The sequence below is a fragment of the Kitasatospora sp. NPDC093679 genome (assembly GCF_040683455.1).
GTDB lineage: Bacteria > Actinomycetota > Actinomycetes > Streptomycetales > Streptomycetaceae > Kitasatospora > Kitasatospora arboriphila.
The window spans coordinates 1-24,246 of the sequence record NZ_JBFBDW010000010.1 but is presented as its reverse complement, the minus strand read 5'-3'; the positions used below and the strand labels follow the sequence as shown (position 1 = coordinate 24,246).

Sequence of the window (24,246 nt, the reverse complement as noted above, 5' to 3'; positions counted from 1 at the left end):
TTCACCCCGAACCGACCAGGCGCCGCTGCCGTCGCGGGCCTCAGCCGGTCCGCGGCGGCAGCGGCAGCGGCAGTGCGGGCAGGCCGTCGATGCTGGTGCCGACGTACTCCTTGCCCTCGCAGTAGACGCCGAACTCCTCGTCGGTCTTGCGGTCGAAGTACTGGGCGTGCAGCTCCCGGTCACCGCGGTAGTCCATGAACGGCACGGCGAACCCGCAGGAGTCGCTGACCCGTTCGGCGTGCACCAGCACCACGGCCCGCAGCGCGGAGCCGTCCGCCGCCGGGTCGAAGTGCCCGATCAGCTCGGCGAAGCGCGGGTCGTCGCGGAAGACGGCCTCGCCGCGGCCGTGCACCCGCACCACGGTCGGCGGCCCGTCGAAGGCGCACCACATCAGCGTGATCCGGCCGTTCTCCCGCACGTGGGCCAGGGTCTCGGCGGTGCTGCCGCCGAAGTCCAGGTAGGCCAGGGTGAGTTCGTCCAGGACGGCGAGCGTGCCGGCGCGGCCCTTGGGGGACAGGTTGACGTGCCCGTCGCCGGCCAGCGGAGCGGTGGCGGTGAAGAAGACCGGCTGTCTCTCGATGAAGGCGCGTAGCCGGCCGTCGATGCGTTCGTACGTCTTTCCCATGCTCAGATTGTCGTCGTGCGGCCCCTGCGGTGGCCACGCCGACGCCCCATCATCTTGAATAGTGGGACGATATTTCTCGTCAAGCGAGACGGGTCTACGCTCGGCGGCATCGTGAGGAGCCGAGAGGAGCCGAACATGACGAACCGTCGGGCCGCCTACACCCACGGCCACCAGGAGTCCGTACTGCGCTCGCACGGCAGTCGCACCGCCGCGGACTCCGCCGCCTACCTGCTGCCGGAACTCCGCCCGGGGCAGCGGCTGCTGGACGTCGGCTGCGGGCCGGGCACGATCACCGCGGACCTGGCCGAACGGCTCGGCCCCGACGGCCGGACGGTCGCCGTCGACACCTCCGCCGAGGTGCTCGCGCAGGCCGCCGCGCACGCCGTGGAACGGGGGATCGGCACGGTGGTCTTCGAGGTCGCCGACGTGCACCGGCTGCCGTACGCCGACGGCGCGTTCGACGTGGTGCACGCCCACCAGGTGCTCCAGCACGTCGCCGACCCGGTGGCCGCCCTGCGCGAGATGCGCCGGGTCACCGCACCCGGCGGCCTGGTCGCCGTCCGCGACGCCGACTACGCCGCGATGGCCTGGTACCCGGAGCTCCCGGAGCTGGCCGAGTGGTCCGCGCTGTACCGGCGGATCGCCCGGGCCAACGGCGGCGAGCCCGACGCCGGCCGCCGGTTGGCCGCCTGGGCCCGCGCCGCCGGGTTCACCGACCTCACCGCCGGCTCCGGCAGCTGGACCTTCGCCGACCCGGAGCGGCGGCAGTGGTGGGGCGAGACCTGGGCCGAGCGCACCGAGAGGTCCGCCACCGCCGCCACCGCCCTCGCCGAGGGCCTGGCCGACGCCGGCGACCTGGCCCGGATCGCGGCCGGCTGGCGCCGCTGGGCCGCCGACCCGGACGGCTGGTTCGCCGTCCTGCACGGCGAACTGCTCGCCCGCCGCTGAGCGGCGGTGCGGGGCCGTCTTACCCACCGTTAACCGGGCCCGTACCGGTCGGTAGCAATGGTGGCCTACGGTCGGCGCACGGGTCCGGCCTGTCCCCCACCGGGCCGGGCCCGTTACGGTGGCGGCATGGACGATCACCGGGTGATGCGACAGGACGACAACGGCAACCGCTACCTCGTCGCCACCGGGCTCGGCCGGGCCGAGGCCGAGGCGCTCGCCGCCGAGTTCGAGGCCCGCGGCCACAAGCAGCTGTACTGGGTCGAGGCCGTCGAACCCCGCACCCCGCAGCGAACGGCCACCCCGCAGCCGGAGCGGCCCGAGGTCCGGTACGTGGTCGGCGGCGCCCTGGTGCACCGCGGCCGGGTGCTCGCCGCCCGCCGCAACTCGCCCCCCGAGGTGGCCGGCTACTGGGAGTTCCCCGGCGGCAAGGCCGAACCCGGCGAGACCCAGGAGCAGGCCCTGGAACGCGAACTCGCCGAGGAGCTCGGCATCCGGGCCCGCGCGCTGCGCCCGCTGCCCGGCAGCTGGTCGGTGCGGGCCGGCCTGGAACTGCGGATCTGGGCCGCCGAACTGCTCTCCGGCGAGCCCCGAGCGCTCGCCGACCACTCCGAGCTGCGCTGGCTCGGCCCGGGCGAACTCGACGACGTCGACTGGCTCGCCCACGATCGCGAGGTCCTCCCGCACGTCGCCGCGCTGCTCGCCGAGGACTGAGCCCGCAGCCGGCCCGGCCGGCCGCGGCCCACCCCGAGGCGCCCCCCGGGGCCCGCCGACGGGGGCCGCCGACCGGAGTCGGCCGGTCCGGGGCTGAGCCGCCCCCGGACCGGGTACGGGACCGGCGGGGCCGTCCCGCCACCGATTGCTCCACGCAGCCGAACCGCAGCCGCCGGATCGCGGCCGAATCGGAAAGTCGACCCGCTTGCCGGGATATCAACCCATCGCATGGGGTATGTCACAGTTCGGCAGAATTCATCGGGATCGGCGGGGCGCGGCGGCGCCCCGCCGACCCCTCCCGCACCCGGCCCCGGCCGCGGTGCCCAGCCCACGAGCCGGAGGCGCCGTCGGTGTCGACCACGGGAAACGGCGGGGGAGAGCGGCGGGCCCGTCGCCTCCCCCGGCGCGGATCGCAGCGCACGGCCACCCCCGGCGTGCCCGGCCGCACCGCCGGCGCCGCAGCAGGCAGCGCCGCCGCCCGCGCCCGGCTGCGCCGCGGCGGCCGCGCCCGCCCCGCCGAGCAGACCCGGCCCGGACCGCAGCCCCGCGACATCCCGCCCAACGCCTCGCCCCGGGGCCGCCCGATCCTGCCGTTCCCCGGCACCCCCGCCGCCGGCGCCAAGGTCGCCGAGCCGGCCCGCGGCAGCCTCTTCGACGTCGTCAAGGTGGCCATCGCGATCCTCGACACCTCCGGCCGGGTGGTGCTCTGGAGCCCCGCCGCCGAGGACATGCTCGGCTGGCCCAGCGAGCTCCTGGTCGGCCGCCGGATCGACCAGCTGATCGGCGACCCCGAGCTGATCGGCCAGGCCCGGCTGGCCATCGAGGAGACGCTGCGGATCGGCAGCTGGCACGGCATCACCCGGCTCTCCGACCGGGACGGGGTGAACGTCCCCGTCGAGGTGCGGATCTCACTGCTCGTCGACGGCGACGGCACGCCCTTCCTCCAGGTGGCGCTCGCCGACGCCCGCACCGTCGCCGCCGTCGAACGCGACCTCGCCGTCCGCGACGCGCTCTTCGAGCAGTCCCCGCTCGGCATCGCCGTCCTCGACACCGAGCTGCGCTACACCGCCGTCAACAGCACCCTCGCCGAGATGAACGGTGTCCCGATGGAGGACCACGTCGGCCGCACCACCGGCGAGACCCTCCCCGAACGGGCCGCCGACGAGATCACCGCCATCCAGCGGCAGGTCCTCGCCACCGGCGAGCCGGTCATCGACGTCACCCTCGCCGCACCGGTCACCGCCCGCTCCGGCTTCCGCTCGATCTCCTACAGCCGGATGACCGACCGGGCCGGCCGGGTGCTCGGCATCTCCGGCACCGTCATGGACGTCACCGAGCGCTACCGGGCCGTCTCCAAGGTCGAGCACGCCCGCCGGCGGCTCTCCCTGCTGAACGAGTTCGGCTCCCGGATCGGCGACCTCCTCGACGCCTCCCGGATCGCCCAGGAGCTCGCCGGCGCCGTGGTGCCCCGGCTCGCCGACTACTCCGCCGTCATCCTGCTGCAGGCCGTCGCGCACGGCGACGACCTGCCCCGGCACGGCCACGACCGCCGCACCTCCCTGCTGCAGCTCGGCACCGCCTCCGTCCAGGACGGCCCGGAGGTCGAGGTGATGCTCCGCCGCGGCGCCCGGATCACCTTCACCGAGGAGTCCGCCTTCGGCCGGGTGCTGCGCACCGGCATCCCCGAGCTGCTCAGCGGCAAGGAGGAGTCCGAGGACCTCAGCTACCCCGGCGACCCGAAGGCCCAGGCGGCGCACGAGCTCGGCGTGCACTCCCGGCTGGTCGTCCCGCTGCGCGCCCGCGGCATCGTCATCGGCCTGCTGGTGGTCAGCCGGGCCGGCTACCGGGAGGGCTTCGACCGCGACGACCTGGCCTTCGCCGTCGAACTCGCCGACCGGGCCGGCAGCTCCCTCGACAACGCCCGCCTCTACGCCCGCGAGCGGACCGCCGCCCTCACCCTGCAGCGCACCCTGCTGCCCCAGCAGGTCCCGCAGCCCACCGGCGTCGAGGTCGCCTACCGCTACGTCCCCGGCAGCAGCGGCACCGAGGTCGGCGGCGACTGGTTCGACGTGATCCCGCTGCCCGGCGACCGCACCGCCCTGGTGGTCGGCGACGTCATGGGCCACGGCCTGCGGGCCGCCGCCACCATGGGCCGGCTGCGCACCGCCGTCCGCGTGCTGGCCGCCCTCGACCTGCCGCCGGAGATCCTGCTGCGGCACGTCCACGAGCTGGCCGACGACCTCGCCCAGGGCCCCGACGAGGCGCTCCTCGCCACCTGCGTGTACGCGGTCTTCGACCCCGTCCGGCGGCGGCTGACCGTCACCAAGGCCGGCCACATCCCGCCCGTCCTGGTGGTGCCCAAGGACGGCGACGGCCCCGCCCCGGCCGCCGGCGGCCCGCTGCCCGGCGGCGTCGGCCAGGTCCTCGACCTGCCCTCCGGCGCACCGCTCGGCGTCGGCGGCGTGCCCTTCGAATCGGTCGAGCTGGACGTGGCCGAGGGCACCCTGCTCGCCCTGTGCACCGACGGCCTGGTGGAGTCCCGGGACAAGGACCTCGACGTCGGCCTCGGCCGGCTGATCAGCGTGCTGGAACAGCCCTACGCCTCCATCGAGCAGGCCTGCGAGGCCGTGCTCGACACCATGGAACAGGGTCGTGAGCCCGACGACGTGGCCCTGCTGCTCGCCCGGCTCAGCCACGGCGAGGCCGGCACCCCGACGGCCGGCTGGACGCTGCCCGCCGAGCCGACCGCCGTCTCCCGGGCCCGCCGCCTCGTCCGAGGCACCCTCGCCGAATGGGGCGCCGGGCACCTCACCGACACCGCCGAACTGCTGGTCAGCGAGCTGGTCACCAACTCCGTCCGGTACGCCAGCGCACCGATCGGCGTCCGCCTCACCCTCGGCGAGATGCTGCTGGTGGAGATCAGCGACCCGCTGCCCGACCCGCCCCGCGAGCGGCACGCCGCCGAGGCCGACGAGGGCGGCCGCGGCCTGGAGCTCGTCCGCCGTCTCGCGCTGCGCTGGGGCGCCCGGGCCGAGGGCATGGGCAAGGTCGTCTGGTTCGAGCTCTCCCCGGACGACCCCGAGGGCGACTACTCGGAGGAGTAGGACGGTCGCCCGCGGTGGCCGTGCGCGGCGCAGGCGCGCCGGTGCGGACGGTGGCGACGGCGTCCGGCAGACGGACCCATAAAGTCTGACTTTTCCGACTTCGGCGCGCGCTCCGCGCGATTCCCCGGGCTCCCGGGCGACACCTCCGCAGCCGCCGCGCGACCTGCGGGGGAACACCGCGGGACGGGTGTTCCGGCGGGCTGGCGCTGATGTTGTGTCATGTGATGAAATGCCCGAATCCGTAGGCGTTTTCGAGACACACGGCGGATCGATCCTGCCAGATCCGTGCACGACGCAGCCATGTCCGACCCGGCTCTTGACCGAACCGCCCGATCCGTGCAGGCCAGGCCGGTTCGAACAGCGACGGCCGGGTAAGGGGCACCGCGCGGGCCTCCCCCGATTCGATGTTGTGATGCTCGGGGGCGTGTGCGCTCGCACCCGGATGATGAATACTCGGTCTTCTCGACATCCGGATGGGCACTGGTTGGAGGGGTCGGTCCGTTGAACAGCATTCCGGCGCCGCAGGCGCCGAGCAGCAGCGGTCATGCCGCCGTGCCCGGACAGCCCGGCGCACCCGACGACGAGGGCGTCGCCCCGCGCGGCGACGCCGGCGGTCGCGGCCCCGGCGAACCCGGATCGATCTACGGCTACCTGCGGGTCGCCACCTTCGCGATCGGCCCCGACGGCCGGATCAGCCACTGGAGCGGCCGCGCCGCCGAATTCTTCGGCGTACCCGTCGGCGACGCCCTCGGCGCCGACCCGATCACCACCCTCGTCCCCCGCGAGCACTGGCAGCGCGGCCGCGCCCGCCTCGAACGCGTCCTCGCCGGCGAGGAGTGGACGGGCACCACCCCCTACCGCGACACCGCGGGCGGCGAAGGCCTCGCCGAGCTCTACCTGATGCCCGTCGACAGCGGCCCCGCCGCCGGCGCCACCTGCCTCGCCGTCGACGTCGGCCGGCTGCGCGCCGTCGAGGACGGCCTCGCCGCCTCCGAGGCGGTCTTCGGCCAGACCCCGACCGGCTTCTTCCTCTTCGGCCCCGACCTGCGCCTGCGACGGGTCAACCCGGCCTTCGCCGCCTGCGTCGGCCGCGACCCCGAGGACCTCCCCGGCCTCGCCCCCGCCGAGCTCTTCGCCCCCGGCGAGGCCGAGCGGCTGCAGGTCGCCCTGCGCAAGGTGCTGGCCGGCGGCGAGCCGATCCTCGACCTGCGCTTCGCCGGCGGCGTCCCCGCCGCCGGCACCCGCGACGGCCGCCGCCGCTGGTCCGCCGCCCTGTTCCGGCTGAACGGCCCCGGCGGCGCCCCGCTCGGCGTGGCCGGCCAGGTGCAGGACGTCACCAGCCGGCACGTCGCCGAACGCGAGGCCGCCGGCGTCCGCCGCAGCCTCGCCCTGCTCAACGAGGCCAGCACCCACATCGGGTCCACCCTCGACCTGGAGACCACCGCCAAGGAACTCCTGGACGTGATCGTCCCGCAGTTCTGCGACCTCGCCACCGTCGACCTCTACACCGCGCTCCTCTCCGGCGACTCCGGCCCGCTCTCCGGCGGCCCCGGCCTGCTCGACGGCTCCGGCGAACTGCGCCGCGTCGCCGTCTCCAGCGTCGTCGGCGGCGCCTCCTCGGTGCTCGGCGAGGGCCTGGGCGCCGTCCCGGTCGCCGAGGCCGGCGGCACCCTCTGCTACCCGCCGCGCTCCCCGCACGCCCGCGCCCTGCGCACCGGCCGCAGCGTCGTCCCGCAGCCCGGCCCCGACCCGCTGCTGCGCTCCACCCTGGTCGTCCCGCTGGTCGCCCGCGACCAGGTGCTCGGCCTCGTCCAGCTCTCCCGGGCGATCGGCTCCGAGCCCTTCGACGCGCGGGACGTCGCCATCGCCGAGGAACTCGTCGCCCGCGCCGCCGTCTGCGTCGACAACGCCCGGCTCTACCGGCGCGAGCACGAGCGCGCGCTGATCCTCCAGCGCAGCCTGCTGCCCCCGGGCAACCCGGCGGCCACCGGCCTGGAGATCGCCCGCCGCTACCTGCCCAGCAACAACAACACCGAGGTCGGCGGCGACTGGTTCGACGTGATCCCGCTGCCCGGCAGCCGCACCGCCCTGGTCATCGGCGACGTCATGGGCCGCGGCCTGCGGGCCGCCGTCGCCATGGGCCAGCTGCGCACCGCGGTGCGCACCCTCGCCATGCTCGACCTCGACCCGGCGGAGGTGCTCGGCGCCCTCGACGAGATCGCCCGCGGCCTCGGCGACGGCGACCCCGGCGGCACCTCCGGCGAGGGCAGCGTCGAGGTCTACCTCGCGACCTGCGTCTACGCCGTGTACGACGCCGTCACCCAGCGCTGCACCTTCGCCAGCGCCGGCCACCTGCCGCCCGCGCTGCTCAGCCCCGGCGAACCGGCCCGGATGCTCGACGTGCCGCCCGGCCTGCCGCTCGGCGTCGGCGGCGAGCCCTTCGAGGAGGTCACCATCACGCTGCCCGACGGCGCGGTGCTCGGCCTCTACACCGACGGCCTGGTGGAGTCCCGCAAGCACCAGCTGGACGAGGGCCTGCGGGCCTTCCGGGCCGCGCTCACCCACGGCTCCAAGCACCTGGAGCAGCTCTGCGACGAGGTGCTCGACGAGCTGATCCCGCACCACGGCGAGGACGACATCGCCCTGCTGATGGCCAAGGTCCAGGCCCTGCCGGAGGGCTCGGTCGGCGACTGGAGGCTGCCCGCCGAGCCGACCTCGGTCGGCCGGGCCCGCGAGCGGTCCTGCGACTGGCTGATCAACCGCGGCCTCGACGAGCTGGTCGACACCACCGAGCTGCTGGTCAGCGAGCTGGTCACCAACGCGCTGCGGCACGGCCGCGGCGAGATCCGGCTGCGGCTGATGCGGGACCGCACGGTGCTCTGCGAGGTCTGGGACGACGGCTACGCGCAGCCCCGGCAGCGCCGGGCCCAGGAGACCGACGAGGGCGGGCGCGGCCTGCAACTGGTCAGCCTGCTCGCCGAACGCTGGGGCAGCCGCCGCACCCCCAACGGCAAGATCGTTTGGTTCGAACTGGCGCTCTGATCCCGAGGGTCTACGCCGCCCGGGTGGATCTGTCCGCCCGGGCGCCGTGTCGCCCCGGGCGGGCGCGGCCGATGGCCTTTCGTTGGGGCATTCCCGGATTCCTCGGGCCGGCCACACCCCGACGGAGGAGCGCATGCGCGCCAGCCGAGCCGCCGACCGGGCCGCCGCCGCGGCCGCCGCCCTCTGTCTGGCCGCCGGCCTCGCCGGTTGCACGGGCGGCTCCCAGGACGGCCCCGCCGCCTCCGACGTCACCGCCGCGGACCGCGCGCACACCCGCGACGGCGGCACCGTGCGCTGGGCGGTCGACGCCGTCCCGGCCACCCTGAACGTCTACCAGCCCGCGGCGGACGCCGACTCCGAGCTGATCGCCCGCGCCCTGCTGCCCGGCCTGTTCCGGCTGGACGACCGCGGCCGCGCCACCCCCGACCCGGACTACCTGGCCGGCGCCGAGTCCACCCCGGCCGGCCGCAGCCCGCAGACCGTCACCTACCGGCTCAACCCCGCCGCGGTGTGGAGCGACGGCTCGCCGCTGTCGGCCGCAGACTTCACCGCCCAGTGGAAGGCACTGTCCGGCGCCGACCCGGCCTTCCGCAGCGACCGCCCGGCCGGCTACGACGCGATCGCCTCCGTCGAGCAGGGCAGCGGTCCGCACGAGGTGAAGGTGGTCTTCAAGCAGCCGTACGCGGACTGGCGCTCGCTCTTCTCCCCGCTGTACCCGGCGGCCCGGACGTCCACCGCGGACGCCTTCAACCAGCCGCTCGACGGCGGCTTCCGGACCTCGGCCGGGCCGTTCGTGCTGACCGGCTGGGACAAGGGCGCCGGCCGCGCCGTGCTGACCCGCAACCCCCGCTGGTGGGGCGACCCGGCGAAGGCCCAGGAGATCGACTTCCTGGCAGTCCCGGCCGCCGGCCGCCTGGACGCGCTGGCCAAGGACGAGCTCGACGTCGCCGCCGTCACCGCCTCCGTCGACCGGGCCGTCCCGGAGGGCACCACGGCCGCCGCGCCGCCGGACGCCGCCGCCATGGTCGAGGCGTCCGCGCACGCCCTGCACCGGGCCGAGACGCTGCCCGGCCTCACCCTGCACCGGGCGCCCGCCGCGGCCTTCACCCAGCTCACCCTGAACACCGCCCGCGGTCCGCTGGCCGACACCACCGTCCGGCAGGCCGTCGCCCGCGCCGTCGACCGGCAGAAGACCGCCACCGCCGCGCTCGGGCCGCTCGGCCTCGGCGCCGTCCCGCTCGGCAACCACCTGCTGGTGGCCGGGCAGGACGGCTACCGCGACAACAGCGGGGCGCTCGGCACGGCCGCCGCCGGCACCCTGCTCGACCGGGCGGGCTGGGCCTCCTCGGACGGCACCCGCAGCAAGGACGGCAAGAAGCTCGCGCTGACCCTGCTCATCCCGGACGGCTCCACCACCGCCCGCCGCACCGCCGACGCGCTGACCGCCGACCTCGCCGCGGCCGGGATCGCGGTCGCCGCCGAGCCCGTCCCCGTGGACACCTTCGTCACCGACCACCTCGCCAAGGGCGACTTCGACCTCGCGCTGTTCTCCTGGCCGGCCAGCGCCTACCCCTCCGACACCCGGCCGCTGTACGCCAAGCCGCAGCCCGGCCCGGACGGCCTGCCGGTGGTCGGCCGCAACTACGGCCGCGGCGGCACCGCGGAGATCGACCGGCTGCTGGACCGCGCCGCCGGCGAACTCGACCCGGCCGCCCGGCAGGGCCTGCTCCAGCAGGCCGACGCCCGGCTGTGGCAGCTCGCCGACGTCGTCCCGCTCTACCGCCGCCCCGACCTGGTGGCCGTCCGCAACGGGGTGGCCGGCGCCGGCGCGTACGGCTTCACCACCCCGCGGTACCAGGACGTCGGCTTCCGGCAGGACTGACCGGAGCGGGGGCACCGGACGGGTACGGCCGGTCCCGCGGCGCGATGTGATCTTGCACCCGGTGCCACCGGCCGTTTCGGCCCTTGACACGAATCCCCGTACCATAGGAGGAGCCGTGGCATGGTGTGCCCGGCGGGTGGACCGGTAGTAGCAGGCGGGAACGGGCGGCCGCGATCGACAGGGATCGCAAGTCGGCGTCACGCAGCCGGGCGCCGAAACCCACGAACCGGGAGATTCCGCTCCGCATGCCCACGCGCAACGACATCCGTAACGTCGCCATCGTCGCCCACGTCGACCACGGCAAGACCACGCTGGTCGACGCCATGCTGAAGCAGGCCGGCGCCTTCGCCGCCCACCAGCAGCTCGACGACCGCATGATGGACTCCAACGACCTGGAGCGCGAGAAGGGCATCACCATTCTCGCGAAGAACACCGCGGTCAAGTACCACCCCAAGGACGGTGGCGCGCCGATCACCATCAACATCATCGACACCCCGGGCCACGCCGACTTCGGCGGCGAGGTCGAGCGCGGTCTGTCGATGGTGGACGCGGTCGTCCTGCTGGTCGACGCCTCCGAGGGCCCGCTGCCGCAGACCCGCTTCGTGCTCCGCAAGGCGCTCACCGCGCGGCTGCCCGTCATCCTCTGCATCAACAAGACCGACCGTCCGGACGCCCGGATCGACGAGGTCATCAACGAGACCTACGACCTGTTCCTGGACCTGGACGCGGACGAGGACCAGATCGAGTTCCCGATCGTCTACGCCTGCGCCCGTGACGGCGTCGCCTCGCTGACCAAGCCGGAGAACGGCACCGTCCCGGCCGACTCCACCAGCCTGGAGCCGTTCTTCTCCACCATCCTGGAGCACGTCCCGGCGCCGACCTACGACGACGCCGCCCCGCTGCAGGCGCACGTCACCAACCTGGACGCCGACAACTTCCTCGGCCGCATCGCGCTGCTCCGCGTCGAGCAGGGCGAGCTGCGCAAGGGCCAGACGGTGGCCTGGATCAAGCGCGACGGCTCGATCCAGAACGTCCGCATCTCCGAGCTGCTGATGACCGAGGCGCTCACCCGCAAGCCGGCCGAGGTGGCGGGCCCGGGCGACATCTGCGCCGTCGCCGGCATCTCCGACATCATGATCGGCGAGACCCTGGCCGACACCGAGAACCCGATCGCCCTGCCGCTGATCACGGTGGACGAGCCGGCCATCTCGATGACCATCGGCACCAACACCTCGCCGCTGGTCGGCAAGGGCGGCTCCGGCAAGGGCGCGGACGCCAAGTCCGGTGCCAAGGTCGACCGCAAGGTCACCGCCCGCCAGGTGAAGGACCGCCTGGACCGCGAGCTCATCGGCAACGTGTCGCTGCGCGTGCTGGACACCGAGCGCCCGGACGCCTGGGAGGTGCAGGGCCGCGGTGAGCTGGCGCTGGCCATCCTGATCGAGACCATGCGCCGCGAGGGCTTCGAGCTGACCGTCGGCAAGCCGCAGGTGGTCACCCGCGAGGTCAACGGCAAGACCCACGAGCCGGTCGAGCGCCTCACCGTCGACGTGCCCGAGGAGCACATGGGTGCCGTCACCCAGCTCATGGGCATCCGCAAGGGCCGGATGGACAACATGTCCAACCACGGCTCGGGCTGGGTCCGCATGGAGTTCGTGGTCCCGTCCCGCGGCCTGATCGGCTTCCGGACGGAGTTCCTCACCAACACCCGCGGCACCGGCATCGCGCACTCGATCCACGAGGGCTACGAGCCGTGGTTCGGCGCCCTGACGACCCGCAACAACGGCTCCCTGGTCGCCGACCGGGCCGGTGTGGTCACCGCCTTCGCGATGACCAACCTGCAGGAGCGCGGCGTGCTGTTCACCGACCCCGGCACCGAGGTGTACGAGGGCATGATCGTCGGCGAGAACTCGCGCTCCGACGACATGGACGTGAACATCACCAAGGAGAAGAAGCTCACCAACATGCGGTCCTCGACCGCCGACGTGACCGAGTCGATCGTCCCGCCGCGCAAGCTCTCGCTGGAGCAGTCGCTGGAGTTCTGCCGCGAGGACGAGTGCATCGAGGTGACCCCGGAGACCGTGCGCATCCGCAAGGTCGTCCTGGACCAGAAGGAGCGCGGCCGCACCGCCTCGCGCGCCAAGAAGGGCTGACGCCCGCAGTACGCCTCGGCACGGCGTCGGACGGCCGGCTCCCACCCCCCTCCGCGGGGGCGGGAGCCGGCCGTTTCGTCTGCCCGGGGCCGGTCGGGGTGTCCGGTATCCGGAGCACCGCCGATGTCCGGTAATCGTGCGTGACCGACCGTCATGCGCGACGACTGTCCGTTTGGTGCCGGTTGGGTATGCCCTCAATGTCCAATTTGTGAAACCAATTCGTCGCGCATGTGACCAAATTGAGATCCGTAATGGTCAGTTCCGCATCTCACGGTGTCCGATAGTGGGACAGTCGAGCTCGGGTCACGGGTCACGCGCAGGGGTGCGCGCCGAACCTCGGGCGAGGAGGCACCTCATGGCCGGGGCGAAGACTCCGGCCATCCCCCCTGCGGTGCCTCCGCGTTGAAACCACCTCAGGAGGCATCTCCCCATGCGCGGAGCAACCCCGGCCAAGTGGATCGTGGCCGCCACCGCTGTCGCCCTCGCCGCGACCGCCTGCAGCACGTCCGGCACGAGCGGCGACAAGGCCACCGCCAAGGACGGCGGCTCGATCGCCGTCCAGCTCGGCGAGCCGCAGCACGGCCTGGTCCCGACCAACACCGCCGAGTCCGAGGGCGCCGAGGTGCTGAACGCCCTCTTCGCCGGCCTGGTCGACTACGACGTCAAGACCAGCGAGCCCAAGCTCCGCGTCGCCGAGTCCATCGAGTCCGCCGACAGCAAGGTCTGGACGATCAAGCTGAAGGACGGCTACACCTTCCACAACGGCGAGAAGGTCACCGCCCAGTCCTTCGTCGACGCCTGGAACTACGGCGCCAACCAGGACAACGCGCAGGAGGGCCTGCCCTTCTTCGCCAAGATCGAGGGCTCCGAGGAGCTCGCCCCGGGCAAGGACAAGAAGCCCACCGCCAAGGAGCTCAAGGGCCTGAAGGTCGTCGACGACAAGACCTTCACCGTCACCCTGAACGCGCCGTTCTCCCAGTTCAAGACCATGCTGGGCTACACCGCGTTCTACCCGCTGCCCAAGGCGTTCTTCACCGACCCCAAGGCCTTCGGCGAGAAGCCGGTCGGCAACGGCCCGTTCCAGATGGACGGTTCCTGGGAGCACAACAAGCAGATCAAGGTGAAGCGCTACGACGCCTTCCCGGCCGCGGACGGCAAGGCCAAGCTCCAGGGCGTCACCTTCAAGATCTACGACAGCCTGGACACCGCGTACAACGACCTGCGCACCGACGCGATCCAGATCACCGACAAGCTGCCCACCTCGGCGATGTCCACGGTGAAGTCGGAGTTCGGCGACCGCTACATCTACAAGCCGGAGTCCGGCGTCGGCTACATCGGCTTCCCGATCGCCACCAACCCGGCCACCTACGGCAAGCCGGAGATCCGCAAGGCGATCTCGATGGCCATCGACCGCGAGGCCATCAGCAAGACCATCTTCAACGGCAGCCGCGTCCCCGCCGACGACTTCATCAGCCCGCTGGTGGCCGGCTACCGCAAGGGCGCCCTGGGCGAGGCCGGCACCTACAACCCGGCCAAGGCCAAGGAGCTCTTCACCCAGGCCGGCGGTGTCCCGAACAACACCATCGAGCTGGGCTACAACGCCGACGGCGGCCACAAGGAGTGGATCGAGGCCGTCGCCAACCAGCTGAAGAAGAACCTCGGCGTCGAGGTCACCGCCAAGCCGTTCGAGAAGTTCGGCAAGCTGCTCGACTCGCTCGGCGAGAAGCAGTACTCCGGCGCCTTCCGCATGGGCTGGTCGATGGACTACCCGTCCGCCGAGAACTACCTGCGCCCGATCTTCTCCAAGGTCGCCATCGACCAGGGCTCGAACTACGGCGGTTACGTCAACGACAAGTTCGAGAGCCTGCTCACCCAGGCCGACCAGGCGAAGACCCAGGAGGAGGGCCTGAAGCTGTACCAGCAGGCCGACGACGTCCTCGTCCAGGACCTGCCGTACATCCCCGTGTACACCAACATGTCCTCCGCCGCGTACACCAAGTCCGTGAAGAACGTCGACACCGACGCCTTCGGCCGCATGGACCTGGCCAACGTCGAGCTCGCCGGCTGACCCGGTAGCAGACGACCGGGGGCGGGCGGCCGGGTCCTCGGACCCGGCCGGCCGCCTCCTTCCTTGCCCGAAAGTGTGGAGGTCTGATGGGCCGCTATGTCATCCGCCGACTGATACAGGCGATCCCTGTACTGCTCGGTGCGACGCTTCTGATCTACTACCTGGTGAACGCACTGCCCGGCGACCCGGTGCAGGCGCTCTCCGGCGAGAAGCGCCCCGACCCGCTGGTCGCCGCGCTGATCCGCGAGAAGTACCACCTCAACGACCCGTTCCTGGTGCAGTACTGGCACTACATCAGCGGGGTCTTCACCGGCAACCTCGGTGAGGACATGCGAGGTCGCGCGGTCATCGACATGATCAGCGAAGCGCTCCCGTACACCGTCAACCTGGCCCTGGTCGCCTTCGCGATCGAGGCCGTGATCGGTGTGTCCGCGGGTGTGCTGGCGGCCCTGCGCCGGGGCAAGTTCCTCGACCAGCTGGTGCTGATCTCCACCCTCCTGGTCATCTCCGTCCCGGTGTTCGTGCTCGGCTCCGCGCTGCAGCTGCTGCTCGGCGTCAAGCTCCGCAACGACTACGGCATCGACTTCTTCCCGGTCTCCTTCCGGGAGGAGGACGGCCTGCGCGCCTACCTGCTGCCGGCCCTGGTGCTCGCCTCCACCTCGCTGGCGTACGTCGCCCGGCTGACCCGCACCAGCCTGATGGAGACCATGCGCGCCGACTACGTGCGCACCGCCGTCGCCAAGGGCCTCAGCCGCCGCCGGGTCATCGGCCGGCACGCGCTGCGCAACGCCCTGATCCCGATTGTCACCTTCCTCGGCGCCGACCTCGGCGCGCTCATGGGCGGTGCGGTCATCACCGAGAAGCTCTTCAACATCCACGGTGTGGGCGGCCTGCTCGCGCAGTCCATCTACAACAAGCAGGGCGTGGTCATCGTCGGTGTGGTGACCCTGCTGGTGCTGGTCTACCTGGTCGCCAACCTGCTCGTGGACCTGCTGTACGCCGTGCTCGACCCGAGGATCCGCTATGAGTGACACGATCGTCGTCGACCCCGAGGCCCCGAGCGGCAGCGCCGCCGCGGCCGGCGGGCAGGAGCCGAAGCAGAAGCCGGAGCGCGTCGCCAGCCTGTGGAGCGACGCCCTGCGCGACCTGCGCCGCAACCCGGTCTTCGTGATCGGCGCGACCCTGGTGCTCCTGCTGCTCGTCGTCTCGGCCGTCCCGCAGCTGTTCACCAGCGGCAGCCCGTTCGCCAACGACGCCTGCGACCTCGCGGACTCGCTGAAGCGCCCCAGCGCCGAGCACTGGTTCGGCTTCGACGTGCAGGGCTGCGACGTCTACACCCGCACGGTGTGGTCGGCCCGCAACTCCATCGTGGTCGGCGTGCTGACCACCACCCTGGTGACCGTCGTCGGCTGCCTGCTCGGCCTGCTGGCCGGCTGGGTCGGCGGTGTGCTCGACAGCGTGCTGTCCCGCTTCACCGAGATCTTCTTCGCCGTCCCGTCGCTGCTCGGCGGCATGCTGATCATGTCGTTCTGGGGCTCCGGCAACGTGCTGTCGGTGTCGATGGTGCTGGCCGCCCTCGGCTGGCCGCAGATCTTCCGGATCATGCGCGCCTCGGTGATCGCCAACAAGCACAACGACTACGTGGTGGCCGCCAAGGCGCTCGGCGCGGGCAACCTGCGGATCACCTTCCGGCACATCATGCCGAACGCCGTCGCCCCGGTCATCGTGGTCTCCGCGATCAGCCTGGGCGTGTACATCGGCGCCGAGGCCGCGCTCTCCTACCTCGGCATCGGTGTGCAGCCGCCGCAGATCTCCTGGGGCCTGATGATCAGCGACGCCTCGAACCGCTTCCTGGAGGCGCCGCACGTGCTGCTCTTCCCGGCCGCGGCGCTGAGCGTCACGGTGCTGGCCTTCATCATGGTCGGCGACGCGGTCCGCGACGCCCTCGACCCGAAGCTGCGCTGAGAGAAGGGGTGACGATCGGATGACCACCGCCATCGAGACCAAGAAGACCGACCGGCTCGCCGTGGGCACGCCGTTGCTGGAGGTCCGCGACCTCCACGTGGAGTTCCGCACCCGCGACGGCGTCGCCAAGGCCGTCAACGGCGTGAACTACTCCGTCGCCGCCGGTGAGACCCTCGCCGTCCTCGGCGAGTCGGGCTCCGGCAAGTCGGTGACCGCCCAGACGATCATGGGCATCCTCGACATGCCGCCGGGCCGGATCACCCAGGGCCAGATCCTCTACCGCGGCGAGGACATGCTCGCCATGAAGGAGGAGCAGCGCCGGAGGATCCGCGGCCGCAAGATCGCCATGATCTTCCAGGACGCGCTCTCCTCGCTGAACCCGGTGCTCTCCGTCGGCTACCAGCTCGGCGAGATGTTCCGGGTGCACGAGGGCGCCTCCAAGAAGGAGGCCAAGGCCAAGGCCGTCGAGCTGATGGACCGCGTCCGGATCCCGGCCGCCGCCCAGCGGGTCAACGACTACCCGCACCAGTTCTCCGGCGGCATGCGCCAGCGCATCATGATCGCCATGGCGCTGGCCCTGCAGCCCGACCTGATCATCGCGGACGAGCCGACCACCGCGCTGGACGTGACCGTGCAGGCGCAGGTCATGGACCTGCTGGCGGAGCTCCAGGCCGAGTACAACATGGGTCTGATCCTGATCACCCACGACCTCGGCGTGGTCGCCGACGTGGCCGACAAGATCGCCGTGATGTACGCCGGCCGGATCGTCGAGACCGCCCCCGTCCACGAGCTGTACGCGAACCCCGCCCACCCCTACACCAAGGGCCTGCTCCGGTCGATCCCGCGACTGGACCAGAAGGGCGAGGACCTGTACGCCATCAAGGGCCTGCCGCCCAACCTCTTCAAGGTGCCGTCCGGCTGCGCGTTCAACCCGCGCTGCGACGCGGCCACCGACCTGTGCCGCACCGAGATCCCGGTGCTGCACCAGGTGCTCGACAAGGACGGTGCGGAGCTCGCCGGCCGCCGCAGCGCCTGCCACCTCTGGAAGGAGACCCTCCATGGCTGAGCCCATCCTGGAGGTCAAGGACCTGGTCAAGCACTACCCGCTGCACCAGGGCATCCTCTTCAAGAAGCAGGTCGGTGCGGTCAAGGCCGTCGACGGCATCTCCTTCGAGCTGCACAAGGGCGAGACCCTCGGCATCGTCGGCGAGTCCGGCTGCGGCAAGTCGACGCTCGCCAAGGTGCTGATGAACCTGGAGCGGGCCACCTCCGGCCAGGTGCTCTTCAAGGGCGAGGACATCTCCCGGCTGTCCGGCGCGGCCCTCAAGGCCGTCCGCCGCAACATCCAGATGGTGTTCCAGGACCCGTACACCTCGCTGAACCCGCGGATGACGGTCGGCGACATCATCGGGGAGCCCTTCGAGATCCACCCGGAGGTGGCGCCCAAGGGCGACCGGCGCAAGGCGGTGCAGGACCTGCTGGACGTGGTCGGTCTGAACCCGGAGTACATCAACCGGTACCCGCACCAGTTCTCCGGCGGCCAGCGCCAGCGCATCGGCATCGCCCGCGGCCTCGCGCTCAAGCCCGAGGTGATCATCTGCGACGAGCCGGTCTCCGCCCTCGACGTCTCCGTCCAGGCCCAGGTGATCAACCTGCTGGAGCAGCTCCAGAAGGACTTCGAGCTCTCCTACATGTTCATCGCCCACGACCTCTCGATCGTGCGGCACATCTCCGACCGGGTCGGCGTGATGTACCTCGGCACGATGGTCGAGATCGGCTCCGACGAGGAGATCTACGAGCACGCCACCCACCCGTACACCCAGGCGCTGCTCTCCGCCGTCCCCGTGCCGGACCCGGCCGGCCGTGAGGGCCGCGAGCGGATCATCCTCTCCGGCGACATCCCCTCGCCGGCGAACCCGCCGTCCGGCTGCCGCTTCCGCACCCGCTGCTGGAAGGCCGAGGAGCGCTGCAGCACCGAGCTGCCGCTGCTGGCCGTCCCGGAGATCGGCGAGGGCCCGGCCAAGCACGCCTCGGCCTGCCACTTCGCCGCGGTGCGCGAGCCCGTCGCGGCCCTCTCCTGACCGGCCTGACGACCCTCCGCGGGCCCGTGGTGCGAGCGCACCACGGGCCCGCGGGGTTTTGGGCACCCATCCGGCCGTATCCAGCTCGCGCCGCCGATGACCCGATCCTTCGATGGGGTGTGATGCGTCATACACCCAGAGGAGGAGCCTCATGCCTGCGACCAGAGTGCGCTGGGCCGTGGTCGTCGCGACGAGCGTGGTCCTGGTGGCCACCGGCTGCGGCAGCAGCGGGGGCGGAGGCGGAGGCAGCGGCGCCAGCGGAGGCACCGGCGGCATCGTGACCGCCTGGTGGGGAGACCCGCAGAACCCGCTCGAGCCCGCCAACACCAACGAGGTCAACGGCGGCGCCGTCATCGACATGATCTTCACCGGCCTGGTCCAGTACGACCCGAAGACCAGTGAACCGAGCAACGCCAACGCCGAGTCGATCACCTCGGACGACCAGCAGAACTGGACGGTCAAGCTCAAGCCGGGATGGAAGTTCAGCGACGGCACCACGGTGACCGCCAAGTCCTACGTGGACGCCTGGAACTACGGCGCCCTCTCCACCAACAAGCAGCTGAACAGCAGCTTCTTCCAGTACATCCAGGGCTACGACCAGGTCGCGCCGGCCTCCGGCAACCCGACCGCGCAGACCCTCTCCGGCCTGAAGGTCGTCGACGACAACACCTTCACCGTGGCGCTCACCCAGAAGTTCTCCACCTGGCCCGCGACCCTCGGCTACTCGGCCTTCGTCCCGCTCCCGGCGAGCTTCTTCTCCGACCACGCGGCCTACCTCAACAAGCCGATCGGCAACGGCCCGTACGAGATCTCCTCGTGGACCAAGAGCGCCAAGATGGAGCTGCGGCCGTTCTCCGGGTACACCGGCGCGGACAAGCCCAAGAACGGCGGCATCGACCTCAAGGTCTACACCGACACCAACGCCGCCTACGCCGACCTCCAGGCCGGCAACCTCGACGTCGACAACGGCCTGCCGAACAGCGCGCTGAAGACCGTCGAGACCGACCTCAACGGCCGCTTCCTCAACACCCCGGCCGGCATCATCCAGACGATCTCCTTCCCGCTGTACCAGGCGAACTGGAACACCCCCAACGCGCAGAAGGTCCGCCTCGGCCTCGCCATGGCGATCGACCGGAACACCATCACCAAGGTCGTGTTCAACAACACCCGCACCCCCGCCAGTGACTGGACCTCCCCGGTGCTCGGCGCCGCCGGCGGCTTCAAGGAGGGCATCTGCGGCCAGGCCTGCACCTACAACCCGACCATGGCCAAGCAGCTCGTCCAGGAGGGCGGCGGCATCCCCGGCGGCCAGCTCACCATCTCCTACAACGCCGACGGCCCGCACAAGGAGTGGGTCGACGCCGTCTGCAACAGCATCAACAACGCCCTCGGCAACACCAGCGCGTGCGTCGGCAACCCGATCGGCACCTTCGCGGACTTCCGCAACCAGGTCACCACCAAGAAGATGACCGGCCCGTTCCGCACCGGCTGGCAGATGGACTACCCGCTGATCCAGAACTTCCTGCAGCCCGTGTACACCACCGGCGCCTCCTCGAACGACTCCGGCTACAGCAACCCGCAGTTCGACTCCCTGGTCAACCAGGCCAACGCCAACTCGGACAAGTCCGCGGCGATCAGCCAGTTCCAGGACGGCGAGAAGCTGCTCGCCACCGACCTGCCCGCGATCCCGCTCTGGTACCAGAACGGCACCGTCGGCTGGTCCTCCCGCGTCACCAACGTCCTGCTCAACCCGTTCAGCGTCCCGGTCTACGACCAGATCACCGTCAAGTAGTCGGCAGCGGCTGCCGGGGCCGCACGGCCCCGGCAGCCGCCCTTCCGGCGGCCCCCTGGAGGTTCGCATGGGACGCTACGTCATCCGACGCCTGCTCCAGATGATCCCGGTGTTCCTCGGGAGCACCTTCCTCATCTTCGTGATGGTCCACGCGCTCGGCGACCCCGTGAACGCCCTCTTCGGCGATCGGGCCCCCGACCCGGTCGTCGCCGAGCAGATCCGCAAGCAGTACAACCTGGACGAGCCGCTGTGGCTCCAGTACCTGATCTACATGGGGAACCTGTTCCGCTGGGACTTCGGCACCACCTTCAACGGGCAGTCGGTCACCTCGCTGCTCGCCACCGCCTACCCGGCGACGATCAAGCTGACCGCGGTGGCCTTCACCATCGAGGTGATCTTCGGCATCGGCTTCGGCCTCATCAGCGGCCTGCGCCGCGGCGGCTGGTCGGACAACACGGTGCTGATCTTCACCCTGGTCGTCATCTCCATCCCCACCTTCGTCACCGGCTACGTGCTCCAGTACCTGGTCGGCGTGCAGTGGGGCATCCTGCCCGCCACCGCAGGCGAGGACCTCACCTTCGAGTCGCTGCTGCTACCGGGCATCGTGCTCGCCTCCGTGTCGCTCGCCTACGTCGCCCGCCTCACCCGCACCACCGTCGCCGAGAACTCCCGGGCCGACTTCGTGCGCACCGCGACGGCCAAGGGCCTACCGCGCCGCCGGGTGACGATCAACCACCTGCTGCGCAACTCGCTGATCCCGGTCGTCACCTTCCTCGGTGCCGACCTCGGCGCGCTCATGGGCGGCGCGCTGGTCACCGAGCGGATCTTCAACATCCACGGCGTGGGCTTCTACCTCTACCAGGGCATCGTCCGCCAGAACACGGCCACGGTCGTCGGCTTCGTGACCGTCCTGATCATCATCTACCTGGCGGCCAACCTGCTCGTCGACCTGCTCTACGCGGTCCTGGACCCGAGGATCCGTTATGCCTGACCAGGAGAAGTACAACAAAGCGGACCCGCTCGCGGACGCCGGCACCGAGGAAGAAGAGATCCAGAGTGCCATCGAGAGCCGGACCTTCGACCTCGGCACCATGGAAGCGCAGACTTTAATCAAGAACGAACGCCTCGACGACGAGCCCGAGATCGCCGCTGCCGACGACCGCGTCAAGCCGCGCAGCCTCTGGCAGGACGCCTGGCGGGACCTGCGCCGCAACCCGATCTTCATCATCTCCGGACTGCTCATCGTCTTCCTGGTGATCATGGCGATCTGGCCCGGGCTGTTCACCTCCACCGACCCGCTGAAGTGCGACCTCTCGAAGGCCCAGCAGGGCTCCGAGTCCGGCCACCCCTTCGGGTTCGACGGGCAGGGCTGCGACGTCTACGCCCGCACCGTGTACGGCGCCCGCGCCTCCATCACGGTCGGCGTCTGCGCGACCGTCGGCGCCGCCCTGGTCGGCACCACGCTCGGCGGCCTGGCCGGCTTCCTCGGCGGCTGGTCCGACTCGGTCATCTCCCGGGTCGCCGACATCTTCTTCGGCATCCCGATCCTGCTCGGCGGCCTGGTCTTCCTCTCGGTCATCCCGAGCCGGTCGATCTGGATCGTGGTCGCCTTCATCGTGGTCCTCGGCTGGCCGCAGATCGCCCGCATCGGCCGAGGCGCCGTGATCACCGCGAAACAGCAGGACTACGTCACCGCGGCCCGGGCCCTCGGCGCGAGCAACTCCAGGCTGATGCTCCGGCACATCCTGCCCAACGCGGTGGCCCCGATCATCGTCGTGGCCACCATCGCGCTCGGCACCTACATCGCCCTGGAGGCCACCCTGAGCTTCCTCGGCGTCGGCCTCAAGCCGCCGACCGTCTCCTGGGGCATCGACATCTCCTCGGCCTCGGCGACCTTCCGCAACGCCCCGCACATGCTGCTCTACCCGGCCGGTGCCCTGAGCATCACCGTCCTGGCGTTCATCATGCTCGGCGACGCCGTCCGCGACGCACTCGACCCGAAGCTGCGCTGAGAGGGGCCCCCACCAACCATGAACAGCGGCAACAGCGACGACGACGCCGGAGCCATCCGGATCGATCCCCAGGCGTCCGGTGCCGGCAGCCCGGCCGGCGACGTCCTGCTCGACGTGCGCGGGCTGCAGGTCGAGTTCCGCACCCGCGACGGCGTCGCCAAGGCCGTCAACGGCGTGAACTACTCCGTCGCCGCCGGCGAGACGCTCGCCGTCCTGGGCGAGTCGGGCTCCGGCAAGTCGGTGACCGCCCAGGCCATCATGGGCATCCTGGACAGCCCGCCCGGCTACGTCACCGGCGGCGAGATCGTCTTCAAGGGCCGCGACCTGCTCAAGCTCGGCAAGGAGGAGCGCCGGAAGATCCGCGGCGAACAGATGGCCATGATCTTCCAGGACGCGCTGTCCGCACTGAACCCCGTCCACTCGGTCGGCACGCAGCTCGGCGAGATGTACCGGGTGCACCGCGGGGCCTCCCGCAAGGACGCCAAGGCCAAGGCGATCGAGCTGATGGAGCGCGTCCGGATCCCGGCCGCCAAGGAACGCGTCAACGACTACCCGCACCAGTTCTCCGGCGGCATGCGCCAGCGCATCATGATCGCCATGGCGCTGGCCCTGGAACCGGACCTGATCATCGCGGACGAGCCGACCACCGCGCTGGACGTGACCGTGCAGGCGCAGGTCATGGACCTGCTGGCGGAGCTCCAGGCCGAGTACAACATGGGTCTGATCCTGATCACCCACGACCTCGGCGTGGTCGCCGACGTGGCCGACAAGATCGCCGTGATGTACGCCGGCCGGATCGTCGAGACCGCCCCCGTCCACGACCTCTACAAGAACCCGGCCCACCCCTACAGCCGCGGCCTGCTCGACTCCATCCCGCGCCTGGACCAGAAGGGCCAGGAGCTCTACGCCATCAAGGGCCTGCCGCCCAACCTGCTGCGGATCCCCAAGGGCTGCGCCTTCAACCCGCGCTGCCCGCGGGCCCAGGACATCTGCCGACGGGAGGAGCCCGAGCTCTTCGAGGTCACCGCCGACACCGGTGCGCCCCTGCCGGGGCGGGGCAGCGCGTGCTTCTTCTGGAAGGAGACCCTCCATGACGTCTGACGGGGCGGGAACGGTGGAGGCCGTGCCCGAGGACGCCGCCTTCGCCCGGGAGGTGCCCCGCGGCGAGCCGATCCTGCAGGTGCGGGACCTGGTCAAGCACTTCCCGCTGACCCAGGGCATCATCGTCAAGAAGCAGATCGGCGCGGTGAAGGCCGTCGACGGGGTCTCCTTCGACCTGATGCAGGGCGAGACCCTCGGCATCGTCGGCGAGTCCGGCTGCGGCAAGTCGACGCTCGCCAAGGTGCTGATGAACCTGGAGCCCGCCACCAGCGGCTCCGTCCGGTTCAAGGGCGAGGAGATCTCCCACCTCAAGGGCACGGCCCTCCACCACGTCCGGCGCAACATCCAGATGGTGTTCCAGGACCCGTACACCTCGCTGAACCCGCGGATGACGGTCGGCGACATCATCGGGGAGCCCTTCGAGATCCACCCGGAGGTGGCGCCCAAGGGCGACCGGCGCAAGGCGGTGCAGGACCTGCTGGACGTGGTCGGTCTGAATCCGGAGTACATCAACCGGTACCCGCACCAGTTCTCCGGCGGCCAGCGCCAGCGCATCGGCATCGCCCGCGGCCTCGCGCTCAAGCCCGAGGTGATCATCTGCGACGAGCCGGTTTCCGCCCTCGACGTCTCCGTCCAGGCGCAGGTGATCAACCTGCTGGAGAAGCTGCAGAACGAGTTCAGCCTGTCGTACATGTTCATCGCCCACGACCTCTCGATCGTGCGGCACATCTCCGACCGGGTCGGCGTGATGTACCTCGGCAAGAT

The 24,246-nt window shown here is 71.4% G+C and carries 17 protein-coding genes; 16 read left to right on the top strand and 1 reads right to left on the bottom strand.

Annotated elements, in window-relative coordinates; translation table 11 throughout:
* Positions 1 to 40: 40 nt before the first annotated feature.
* On the bottom strand, positions 41 to 625 hold the full coding sequence (locus tag AB0O09_RS11040) for a pyridoxamine 5'-phosphate oxidase family protein (protein WP_344625741.1): 585 nt from the start codon (positions 623 to 625) through the stop codon (positions 41 to 43).
* A gap of 135 nt (positions 626 to 760) precedes the next feature.
* Between AB0O09_RS11040 and AB0O09_RS11035 the strand changes: the two genes are divergently transcribed.
* From AB0O09_RS11035 to AB0O09_RS10960, 16 genes are all read left to right on the top strand, one after another.
* Positions 761 to 1,573, top strand: a complete 813-nt coding sequence (locus AB0O09_RS11035; RefSeq protein ID WP_363541287.1) for a methyltransferase domain-containing protein — start codon at positions 761 to 763, stop codon at positions 1,571 to 1,573.
* Positions 1,574 to 1,699: 126 nt separating this feature from the next.
* Positions 1,700 to 2,284 (top strand): (deoxy)nucleoside triphosphate pyrophosphohydrolase, encoded by a 585-nt coding sequence (locus AB0O09_RS11030; protein ID WP_363541285.1) that lies wholly within the window; start codon positions 1,700 to 1,702, stop codon positions 2,282 to 2,284.
* A gap of 350 nt (positions 2,285 to 2,634) precedes the next feature.
* Positions 2,635 to 5,388: a SpoIIE family protein phosphatase gene (locus tag AB0O09_RS11025; RefSeq protein ID WP_363541284.1), complete on the top strand. Its 2,754-nt coding sequence runs from the start codon at positions 2,635 to 2,637 to the stop codon at positions 5,386 to 5,388.
* A 639-nt stretch (positions 5,389 to 6,027) separates the two neighbouring features.
* Positions 6,028 to 8,430, top strand: coding sequence for a SpoIIE family protein phosphatase (locus AB0O09_RS11020; protein ID WP_363541434.1), 2,403 nt, complete (start codon positions 6,028 to 6,030; stop codon positions 8,428 to 8,430).
* Between the two features lie 133 nt (positions 8,431 to 8,563).
* The gene (locus AB0O09_RS11015; protein WP_363541283.1) at positions 8,564 to 10,312 is read left to right on the top strand and encodes an ABC transporter family substrate-binding protein; all 1,749 of its coding nucleotides are present in this window, start codon (positions 8,564 to 8,566) and stop codon (positions 10,310 to 10,312) included.
* Positions 10,313 to 10,557: 245 nt separating this feature from the next.
* Positions 10,558 to 12,462 (top strand): translational GTPase TypA, encoded by a 1,905-nt coding sequence (gene typA / locus AB0O09_RS11010; protein WP_263103818.1) that lies wholly within the window; start codon positions 10,558 to 10,560, stop codon positions 12,460 to 12,462.
* A 430-nt stretch (positions 12,463 to 12,892) separates the two neighbouring features.
* The gene (locus AB0O09_RS11005) at positions 12,893 to 14,530 is read left to right on the top strand and encodes an ABC transporter substrate-binding protein (RefSeq protein ID WP_363541281.1); all 1,638 of its coding nucleotides are present in this window, start codon (positions 12,893 to 12,895) and stop codon (positions 14,528 to 14,530) included.
* Positions 14,531 to 14,616: 86 nt separating this feature from the next.
* Complete coding sequence (locus tag AB0O09_RS11000; protein WP_030273527.1) at positions 14,617 to 15,561, top strand: ABC transporter permease; 945 nt, start codon at positions 14,617 to 14,619, stop codon at positions 15,559 to 15,561.
* The gene (locus tag AB0O09_RS10995; protein ID WP_363541279.1) at positions 15,554 to 16,495 is read left to right on the top strand and encodes an ABC transporter permease; all 942 of its coding nucleotides are present in this window, start codon (positions 15,554 to 15,556) and stop codon (positions 16,493 to 16,495) included. Before AB0O09_RS11000 ends, AB0O09_RS10995 begins: the two co-directional genes overlap by 8 nt.
* Before the next feature lie 19 nt (positions 16,496 to 16,514).
* Complete coding sequence (locus AB0O09_RS10990) at positions 16,515 to 17,561, top strand: ABC transporter ATP-binding protein (RefSeq protein WP_363541277.1); 1,047 nt, start codon at positions 16,515 to 16,517, stop codon at positions 17,559 to 17,561.
* Positions 17,554 to 18,576, top strand: coding sequence for a dipeptide ABC transporter ATP-binding protein (locus AB0O09_RS10985; RefSeq protein ID WP_363541275.1), 1,023 nt, complete (start codon positions 17,554 to 17,556; stop codon positions 18,574 to 18,576). Before AB0O09_RS10990 ends, AB0O09_RS10985 begins: the two co-directional genes overlap by 8 nt.
* A 151-nt stretch (positions 18,577 to 18,727) precedes the next feature.
* On the top strand, positions 18,728 to 20,368 hold the full coding sequence (locus AB0O09_RS10980; protein WP_363541273.1) for an ABC transporter substrate-binding protein: 1,641 nt from the start codon (positions 18,728 to 18,730) through the stop codon (positions 20,366 to 20,368).
* A 67-nt stretch (positions 20,369 to 20,435) separates the two neighbouring features.
* The gene (locus tag AB0O09_RS10975) at positions 20,436 to 21,359 is read left to right on the top strand and encodes an ABC transporter permease (RefSeq protein WP_363541271.1); all 924 of its coding nucleotides are present in this window, start codon (positions 20,436 to 20,438) and stop codon (positions 21,357 to 21,359) included.
* Positions 21,360 to 21,459: 100 nt separating this feature from the next.
* Positions 21,460 to 22,380, top strand: a complete 921-nt coding sequence (locus tag AB0O09_RS10970; protein WP_363541433.1) for an ABC transporter permease — start codon at positions 21,460 to 21,462, stop codon at positions 22,378 to 22,380.
* Between the two features lie 18 nt (positions 22,381 to 22,398).
* Positions 22,399 to 23,481 (top strand): ABC transporter ATP-binding protein, encoded by a 1,083-nt coding sequence (locus tag AB0O09_RS10965; RefSeq protein ID WP_363541269.1) that lies wholly within the window; start codon positions 22,399 to 22,401, stop codon positions 23,479 to 23,481.
* Positions 23,471 to 24,246 (top strand): dipeptide/oligopeptide/nickel ABC transporter ATP-binding protein (locus AB0O09_RS10960; RefSeq protein WP_363541267.1); only part of this gene is annotated, 776 nt, incomplete at its 3' end. The genes AB0O09_RS10965 and AB0O09_RS10960, both read left to right, overlap by 11 nt.